Annotated in this window: 7 protein-coding genes; 4 read left to right on the top strand and 3 right to left on the bottom strand. The window is 40.5% G+C overall.

Translation table 11 applies throughout. The features are described from left to right. Positions 1–229: 229 nt before the first annotated feature. From G4P69_RS34465 to G4P69_RS34455, 3 genes are all read left to right on the top strand, one after another. On the top strand, positions 230–583 hold the full coding sequence (locus G4P69_RS34465) for a four-helix bundle copper-binding protein (protein WP_208338462.1): 354 nt from the start codon (positions 230–232) through the stop codon (positions 581–583). 212 nt (positions 584–795) lie between these two features. Further along, on the top strand, positions 796–3,918 hold the full coding sequence (locus tag G4P69_RS34460; protein ID WP_208338461.1) for an efflux RND transporter permease subunit: 3,123 nt from the start codon (positions 796–798) through the stop codon (positions 3,916–3,918). A 53-nt stretch (positions 3,919–3,971) separates the two neighbouring features. After that, positions 3,972–4,472, top strand: a complete 501-nt coding sequence (locus G4P69_RS34455) for a hypothetical protein (RefSeq protein WP_243902072.1) — start codon at positions 3,972–3,974, stop codon at positions 4,470–4,472. 19 nt (positions 4,473–4,491) lie between these two features. Here the strand turns inward: G4P69_RS34455 and G4P69_RS34450 are convergent, their stop codons facing one another. From G4P69_RS34450 to G4P69_RS34440, 3 genes are all read right to left on the bottom strand, one after another. Next, positions 4,492–5,502: a CHAT domain-containing protein gene (locus tag G4P69_RS34450; RefSeq protein WP_208338459.1), complete on the bottom strand. Its 1,011-nt coding sequence runs from the start codon at positions 5,500–5,502 to the stop codon at positions 4,492–4,494. A gap of 105 nt (positions 5,503–5,607) precedes the next feature. Continuing rightward, complete coding sequence (locus tag G4P69_RS34445) at positions 5,608–6,231, bottom strand: hypothetical protein (RefSeq protein ID WP_208338457.1); 624 nt, start codon at positions 6,229–6,231, stop codon at positions 5,608–5,610. Between the two features lie 70 nt (positions 6,232–6,301). After that, positions 6,302–6,772 carry a tetratricopeptide repeat protein gene (locus G4P69_RS34440; protein WP_279605100.1) on the bottom strand — a complete coding sequence of 157 codons (471 nt, stop codon included), beginning with the start codon at positions 6,770–6,772 and terminating at the stop codon, positions 6,302–6,304. 513 nt (positions 6,773–7,285) lie between these two features. Between G4P69_RS34440 and G4P69_RS34435 the strand changes: the two genes are divergently transcribed. After that, positions 7,286–7,504: UPF0175 family protein (locus tag G4P69_RS34435; RefSeq protein WP_208354418.1), on the top strand; the 219-nt coding region annotated here is incomplete at its 3' end.

The raw sequence follows: 7,504 nt of genomic DNA, 5'->3' as shown, positions 1-7,504 counted from the left end.
CAGCTAGAGATGAAATTGGGATGAAATCGTTGTGATCTCAACAACAAATAAAACAATTATGTATATACAAATGAAATTGGGATGAAATTTCTTATATATAATTAGTAACAAATAATTATCCTCTCATTAGGAAGACGCGATCGCTCCAATCATTTCTTAGAGTCAAAGCAAAGAAGTATAAATACTGCTTCTTGTCACATTAATGACTCTAGATTACCGGAGATAGATTATGACGACAGTTCAATCTCACCAATCCCAGCTTGAAACTTGCATTCAGGCTTGTCTTGATTGCCTACATGAATGTGAAAACTGTGCCAATGCCTGCTTAACTAGCGACATGGTACAAATGATGACTGAATGTATTAAGTTGTGTCGGGACTGTGCTGACACCTGTACACTCTGCGCCCGATTGATGTCTCGCAATTCGGCTCTCCATGCTCAAATGTGCGGAGTTTGTGCTGAAGCTTGCGAGCGTTGTGCGAGTGAGTGCGAGAAACATAACAGCGATCACTGCAAACGTTGTGCTGCATCTTGTCGCCGCTGCGCTGAATCTTGCCGCCAGATGGCTACAGCAATGGCATAAATTTCTGTATTCGCCGACTACTGGGGTATCGTTGTAGTCGGCACAAAACGCTTTTTTTTCAATCGCAATACCTTAACCAAAAAACGTAAATTTCATCCTAATTTCATTTCGGTTTGAGAAATTAAGTACAGTGCTAAACAGCGAAACATTGCTACTCATCTCAACTGACTGAGCAGCATTGGAAAGCACGTATCCCTTAAAGGGTCTAGAAAATGCTCAATAACGTCGTGAAGTGGTCGATCCAACAAAGGTGGTTGGTTGTCATCGCCTCGATCATTATTAGTTTATGGGGATTTCGAGTCCTGACACAAATGCCGCTGGACGTTTTTCCGGCATTTGCACCCCCGCAAGTGGAAATTCAAACCGAAGCACCAGGACTAGCACCAGAAGAGGTTGAATCCCTGGTGACTCGACCAATAGAAAGTGCCATTAACGGTACTCCAGGAGTGGAAACAGTACGTTCTTCTTCTGCGGTAGGCATATCTGTTGTGAAAGTCATTTTTAGCTGGGATACACAAATTTATCGTGCTCGCCAGCTAGTAACAGAAAGGTTACAACAAGCTCAAGGTCAGTTACCCAAAGGAGTAGAATCACCACAAATTTCTCCTGTAAATTCACCGTTGGGTGCTGTAATAAAATATGCTTTTACCTCTGAAACAACTCCTTTAATGGAAGTGCGGCGTATTGTTGATTGGCAAGTGAAAAATCGCCTATTGGCGGTTCCCGGTGTAACCCAAATTGTAGTATTTGGTGGGGATGTACGCTCGTATCAAGTGCTGGTCGATCCAGATAAGCTGAAAGCATTTAATATTTCTTTCAAGGAAGTTACAGAAGCGACACAGAAAGCTAATGTTAATGCTCCTGGGGGATTTTTAATTAATCCTGACCAAGAGTTATTAGTTCGGGAAGTTGGGCGAATTGAGTCTATAGACGATCTCAAGCAATCAGCAATTACCGCTAAAAATGGCACACCTATACTATTAGGTCAGGTGGCTGATGTCAAAATCGGTGCACAACTAAAACGTGGCGACGCTACTTTAAACGGCAAGAAGGCAGTTGTGGTGGTGGTTAACAAACAGCCGCAAGCAGATACTCCAACTGTAACCCGCGCAGTAGAAGCTGCAATGGAAGAAATTAAAGCCACCTTGCCTGAAGACGTACGAGTAAACGTGACTTTCCGCCAAGAAAATTTTATCGAAGCTTCCCTTAAGAATGTCGAGGAAGCTTTACGTGATGGGATGATCATCGTTTCTGCTGTTCTGATTCTATTTCTAATGAATTGGCGGACGGTTATTATTAGTCTGAGTGCCCTGCCTTTGTCTTTGCTGCTGGGAATGATGATTTTAAATTGGACTGGGCAAGGCATTAATACGATGACTTTGGGGGGATTGGCTGTTGCTATTGGTTCGGTTGTAGATGATGCCATTGTAGACATGGAAAATGTCTATCGTCGTCTGCGGGAGAATCAGCAAGCAGGAACACCCATCAACCCTTTAAAAGTCGTGTTTAATGGCTCGGTAGAAGTTCGCGTTAGTGTGCTATTTTCTACAATTATTATAGCTGTTGTTTTTGCACCAATTTTCGCTCTTTCTGGTGTGGAAGGTCGTATCTTTACACCAATGGGCGTGTCCTATTTACTTTCTATTGCAGCGTCTACGTTAGTAGCACTAACACTGACTCCGGCATTATGTGCGTTGTTACTGGTCAATCGACGATTACCACATGATGAAACTTGGCTAGCACGTTTTTCTCACAGATTATATCGCCCAGCTTTGATGTTTTCTATTCGTCGCCCTCAGATCATCTTGATTGCAACTGTAGCTAGTTTTGTCGCTTCAGTGGTGATTCTGCCATCATTGGGACGTGTGTTTTTGCCTGAGTTTCAAGAAAAGTCACTCGTTATCGCTACTTCTCTTTATCCTGGGGAATCTTTAGAAGCAACTAACAAAGCTAATTTGGCGATTCAAGATGCCCTAAAAAATGATAAAAGATTTGCAGCTTTACAGTTACGTTCAGGACGTGCACCTGGGGATAGTGATGTTGGTGGGGTCAACTTTGGAGAATTGGATGTTGAACTGAGTGATGCGGGGATAAAAAATCGTGAGCGAAGTATTGAAACACTGCGTCAGGAATTTGCCAAGTTACCAGGAGTAGCAGCTAATATTGGTGGGTTTATTTCTCACCGAATGGATGAGGTGTTATCGGGAGTAAGGAGTGCGATCGCAGTTAAAATCTTTGGCTCTGATTTAGAACAACTTCTTACTGCAGGCAAACAAGTAGAATCAGCTATTCGTAATATTCCTGGCATAGTAGATTTACAGCTAGAACTCCAAGTACCCGTCAAACAGGTACAAATTAAGTTTGACCGTCCTGCTGCTTCTCGTTACGGTTTGTCTGTTGGTGATTTAGCTCAAATTATTGAAACTGCTCTCAATGGACAAGTCGTCTCTCAAGTTTTGGAACAGCAACAAGTATTTGACCTTGTTGTTTGGTTAACTGAAAGTGCTCGGAACAATTTAGAAACTATCCGTAATTTTCTCATAGATGTTCCTAACGGGCAGAAAATTCCTCTTTCTCAAGTTGCTAAAGTTGACTACGGTACTGGTCCCAATACCATAAACAGGGAAAATGTTTCTCGTTTAATTGTTGTTTCTGCGAATGTGAAAAACCGAGATTTAGGTTCTGTTATCAATGATATTCGGAACCAAGTTAAGCAAAAAGTACAATTACCTTCTGGGTACTACATTCAATATGGAGGTCAGTTCCAAGCGCAAGAACAAGCTACACAAACTTTAATTTGGGCTAGCTTTTTTGCATTCATTACCATTACGATACTCATTTATTTTGCTGTTAGGTCAATTCCCGGTACTATCATGATTATGATTAACTTGCCCTTGGCATTGGTTGGGGGTGTTATTTCGGTTGCTTTAAGCGGGGGAATTATTTCTGTTGCTTCAATGGTTGGGTTTATTACTCTATTCGGTGTAGCCACTCGTAATGGTTTATTATTAGTTGATAATTACAACCACAAGTTGGCAAATAGTATCCCGTTACATGAAGTTTTAGTTGAAGGCTCCATGGAGCGATTAGTTGCCATTTTGATGACCGCTTTCTCATCAGCGTTGGGTATGGTTCCTTTGGTAATTGGCTCTGGTGCTGGCAAAGAAATTTTGCAGCCATTAGCAGTAGTGGTTTTGGGAGGATTGTTTACCTCTACAGCATTAACTTTATTAGTTATTCCTGCTTTGTATTCTTATTTTGGGAAGTTTTTGGTTCCGAGAGACACAAATCAAGAGATACAAGACGTTGAAGTTGTGACAAATGCCATGTCATAGACGTATTTTTCTATCATTTTCTTGATGATTAGCTATTAATGAGGAGTCGATCAATGTTCAAGTCAGGTTTGATTGTTTTAGGAAGTGTAGGATTGCTTTTTTTGGGAGCTTGTAGTAACAGCAATCCCACAGCTAACAATGAAAATGCTCCTGCTTCTAAAGGGGTAGCTACTCCGAGCGCAAGCACCCAACCTTCTCCCTCTGCTTCTGCTGTTACTAAAACAGAGGGAGAACATGGTAAATCTCATGGAGGGCAAGTTGTGGAGACAGGCGCTTACCATTTAGAGTTTGTTCCTGAAAAGGAAGCGAATAAAACTCACATGGATTTATATCTGTTAAAGGGGGATAATCACCAAGCAGTACCTAATGCTAAAGTCATAGCCCAAGTTCAGTTACCTGATGGAAAACAAAAGACTGTTCCTTTGAACTATGATGCTGATGACAAACACTACACAGGCATACTACCTGACAAAGCAACTGGTCAATATCAAGTGAAAATTACTGGAGATATCAAAGGTGAGAAGGTAAACGGGCGTTTTAATTTCAATCGCTAATTCTGCGCTCCAGTTCACCTTACATTCCATTACCAATCAAAATAAATGGAGCCCAATAGTAAGGATGAGCGAAGTTAGCACCAGTCGAGGTTTGTTGACTTAGTTTACCAGGGACTGGTTCAAGATTAATCGCCCCTCGCTTAATATCATCTATAGCGACCTGCTTGCCGTGAAGTAAAGATAATTGGGCAAGACGTAGAGCCTCAGCTTTTGTAAGTTGGGGATTTTGAGCAAGATAGGTGTAGAAATGTTGCATCAAGTCTTTGGTACTTGTATCGTTCACTTGCCAAAGTGAAGCTATTACTGCTTTGGCTCCACCGTTGAGAAAATAGTAAGCTAAACTAGCGATTTCTATGCCGTCCTGTTGACGATCAGCAAGAGCAGTTTGACAAGCAGATAACACTACCAAGTGAATGTTGCTTAAACCTGTTAAAGCTTGAATTTGAGGAATAGTCAGTGGTTTTCTTATTCCTAACAATAGGTAAGATGCATCTTTGAATTTTGGTACAAACCTACCGTGAGTAGCTAGATGTAAAATCTTTTTCCCTGTCAAGTTATCTTGTAAGCGATGAAAGTCAAAGGCTGCATCGGGAAATTTCTGTCCTGGATAAATGCCTTGATTATTAGTATTATTTTTCACAATAGCATCTATCTCTTGTCTGACATTCGATAACCCAGCAAACTTATCGGGTTGAGACATCCATGGGACTGGAACTGAAGCCCCCTGAGTCATTCCCATCGCTAAAATCGAGGTATCTTGGATATTTGCTGGTAATTTATCCTCTACATCAGTCACACTTGCTGATAAGATGGTGTGGATTGTGTAATTTTCAATTAAGTAATGCTTACCATCAAATAAAGCACTTATGGGTATATAGCGCGTTACCCGATCAAGTGCAAAGACAATATTTTTAACCTGATTGTTTTTTAATTCTGCTTCTAAAGGCTTAAGCAGCCAGTTGTAGAGTTTTTTGCTAGCTGCTTGTACTTGTTTGGTTTGTTCATTACCACAATGTTCACACTCTAACAAATCACGAAAATCTTTGACTGCTTTTCCTAATTCATCTCGGCTGAGTTTAAGTTCAACTTTTTTGGCAACTCTAAATTTTGGTGATGTATTAAGTGTATTACCTGTTTACATCAACAACCAAACTTTATCTTCTAAGACTAAGGGGTAGATCATCACTGTTCCAGGTTTTTCATTGACAATTTGTTCCACTTTGGCAGAAATGGTCGGGTCAAAGAAACCTTCTTTATCTGTGCTCAGGCGATCGCGTATTTCTTTTTCAATTTTTTTGAGTTCTTGATTAAAATCATTCACCTGTGTATTGAGTTTAGTATAGAGTTGAATTTTTTCTTGACATTTATTTTTTTCACACTCACTGATTTGTTTGGCTAAAGCAATTATTTGTGGGTTAGGAGTAGAAATTTTGGCTTCAGACTCAGTCAGAGGAAGTTTTGGTTTGTTGGTAGCAGTATTCCCTTGATTTGAAGATTCTTTAATCTCCTGTATTGCTAATAGATCAATGACTTTTGTAGCTTCTGTTTCTCGTCCTTGGGAGATTAATAGGTTAGCATACTGCCGATAAATACTAGCTATGGTTACCTTTCCAAAATCAACGGTTGTATTTAGAAAAGATTTTTGTAACTCTGGTGGTAAACCTTGAAAACCAGACCTGACTTCTTGGATTTTATTAATGTATTGTTTATATAGCAGTCCTAAATCATTTGTGAAAAAAACAAGCACACCTGTGTACACGTATATATCCGTCTTTCCTGTTCCCTGTTCCCCGTTCCCTGTTCCCTCCCTAAGCCGAGAAGTTTACAACTCATTTAGGATTGCTATAGTAGGCAATAGCACTATTCGGCTGGTTGGAAGCTTGATAAATATCAGCTAAACCAGCATAAATACCTGCATCAGCACCAGTGACTTGACTGTTTGTTGTAATTGCTAGTGCTTGTTGATAAGCAACCACTGCTTGTTCTTTACGTCCAAATTTTTTGTGTAAATCTCCCAGAAGATTTAGTGCATCTTTTTCCCAAAGGGAATTCTGGGTTTTTCGAGCAAATGTCAAAAAAGCTTGAGCTTCAGCCATAGCTTGAGCAAATAAAGCAATACCCTCACTGTTGCGATTCTTCAGTTGTTGCGCTGTGGTGAGTGCTTGTTGGTAGAATTCACGGCTTTTTTTGTAATCTCCCAAATCGCCATAAATATCGCCTAGGGTAAACTGAGGAGAGATTGTCAGAGGTGGACTTTTCAAATCTTGAGCAATTTTCAAACTTTGTTGTCCTAGTGACAAAGCTTTTTGGGCGGGTGAGCATCAGCATACTTTACAGCAACTTTATTAAAGATTTTGCTTACACTTTGATATAGTTCTGACTATTGCAGAGGGTATGCAAAATTTAGTACGAATTCGGTATTATTGCTACGTTGCGAGGCTACATTTTTTGTTTTTTTTGTTGCGATCGCCTCTAGGTTAGTGAGGAGAGCGATCGCATAATCTGGTTGCGGCTTTTGGGTAGGGGAAGAGTACAGGAGTCGGCGATTGATGAAATAGCAGTAATCGTGGCAGTTTTTGTAAACTTGCAAGGGATACCGAGGGATTTGTATTGTGAACTCAGTACAGACTCTTCAGGGTTGCTGAAAGCCTCACTGCACCAGGTACTTCGGGTCAACCCCTTCTCAGGAGCACGCACGCCTACGCTACGCGCCTTGGGCGCAGCTATTGCCCACAGGGCTTTACGAGGAAGTCAAAAGTCAGTGTAGGTAGTTTACTACAATAAACAAGTAATATTATTAGGATGAAAAAAATATGTCCTTACAACTTAAAATCGACTATCCAGAAACTTTACCAGATGCCTTACAACAGACGCGAGAACAGTTTGAGCAAGAAGCAAAAATGGCAATGGCAGTTAAGCTGTTTGAAATGAAACGCATTTCTTCTGGGGTAGCAGCACAATTAGCAGGTATGGATAGAGTTTCTTTTTTACTCAATTTACATCGTTATGGAGTTTCAATGATTGATTTAACA

The sequence above is a fragment of the Aetokthonos hydrillicola CCALA 1050 genome (genome assembly GCF_017591665.1).
GTDB classification, from domain to species: Bacteria; Cyanobacteriota; Cyanobacteriia; order Cyanobacteriales; family Nostocaceae; genus Aetokthonos; species Aetokthonos hydrillicola.
This window is presented reverse-complemented; position numbering and strand designations above follow the sequence as displayed.